Source organism: Aquimarina sp. MMG016 (genome assembly GCF_018100805.1).
Lineage (GTDB): Bacteria > Bacteroidota > Bacteroidia > Flavobacteriales > Flavobacteriaceae > Aquimarina.
In genome coordinates this window covers 1-1,313 of sequence record NZ_JAGJEA010000026.1, presented here as the reverse complement: position 1 = coordinate 1,313, position 1,313 = coordinate 1, and the positions used below count along the sequence as shown (strand labels likewise).

2 protein-coding genes are annotated in these 1,313 nt (G+C 35.5%); both read left to right on the top strand.

What is annotated here, in order from left to right; genetic code table 11:
- The first annotated feature begins 111 nt into the window (after window positions 1-111).
- On the top strand, window positions 112-897 hold the full coding sequence (locus J8M14_RS22930) for a helix-turn-helix domain-containing protein (RefSeq protein ID WP_211077173.1): 786 nt from the start codon (window positions 112-114) through the stop codon (window positions 895-897).
- A 71-nt stretch (window positions 898-968) separates the two neighbouring features.
- Window positions 969-1,268: a hypothetical protein gene (locus tag J8M14_RS22925; RefSeq protein ID WP_247672751.1), complete on the top strand. Its 300-nt coding sequence runs from the start codon at window positions 969-971 to the stop codon at window positions 1,266-1,268.
- Window positions 1,269-1,313 lie beyond the last annotated feature (45 nt).

Genomic DNA, 1,313 nt, shown 5'->3' with positions numbered 1-1,313 from the left:
GGTACGTTAAAGGCACATCGTTTACAAAGTTAAAGGGACATAGTTTACACTTTTTAAGGTATAATTTGAGGGAAAAATCAAATTATCATGCCTTGGAAAACCACAACAACTATGGAACAAAAAATTGAATTTATCTGTGAATGGCGAACTGGAAAATATACCATTACAGAATTATGTAAAAGTTTTGAAATCTCCAGGCCAACGGCCTATAAATTGATTCACAGGTTCGAAAATCAAGGCTTTGAAGGCTTAAAAGAACAATCCAGAGCACCTGGAAAACATCCCAATGCAACCGATCAAAAAATCATTGATAGTATCCTCAAATTAAAAGAAAAATATAAGCTTTGGGGAGCTAAGAAAATAAGAGAATTGTTGTTTAAAAAACATACTAAAGGTGAAGTCCCTTCTGTGGTTACGGTTCATAATATTCTTCGAAAAAACGGTTTGGTATGTCCTCAAAAAAGAATACGAAGAGTAAAACCAACCTACCCTATTTTTGATCCAAAATCATGCAATGAAGTATGGAGTGCCGACTATAAAGGAAAGTTCTTAATGGGAAATAAAATCTACTGTCATCCACTAACCATCGCAGACTCTAAAAGTCGATTTCTTTTCACCGCCAAAGGACATTATAAAGAAACCCTAAAAGCTGCAAAAGCAGAGTTTACAAAGGTTTTTAGAACCTATGGCATACCTAAACAGATACACACTGACAATGGTAGCCCTTTTGGATCTGTAAGAGCAATACAACGTTTTACTCAACTCTCTTATTGGTTTATAGAACTAGGAATTACTCCCGTATTTTCTGATCCAGCACACCCAGAACAAAATGGAAGACACGAACGTATGCACCGCGATTTAAAGGCAGCTTGTGCCAAACCTTCAGCCTATATCTAAAGGCACAACAAAGACGCTTAAATCACTTTGTAAAGGAATATAATCACATAAGACCACACGAAGCTTTGGATATGAAAACACCTGCCGATGTACACGATTTTTCAACCAGACCATTTCCTGAGAAAATACCTAACTTCGATTATGATAACAACCACAAAGTACTTAAAGTAACTAAAAGTGGAGCCGTAAGATGGAGGTCTTATTATTGGGTATATGTGTCGGCTGCTTTAAAAGGAAAATACATCGCTATCCAAGAGCTTGGAAACGGAATTTGGAAAGTCTATTATAGAAATGTATTTTTAGGTTTCTTTGATCAAAGAAACCTAAGAAACAAACAACAATCGACAAGGTTAGAAATCAATTTAGTGTAAACACCTAATCTTTAACTTGTGTAAACCATGTATCTTAACGAACAT

Coding starts and splice junctions, on each gene's coding strand:
- J8M14_RS22930 (WP_211077173.1), top strand. CDS start 112: ATGGAACAAAAAATTGAATTTATCTGTGAATGGCGAACTGGAAAATAT.
- J8M14_RS22925 (WP_247672751.1), top strand. CDS start 969: ATGAAAACACCTGCCGATGTACACGATTTTTCAACCAGACCATTTCCT.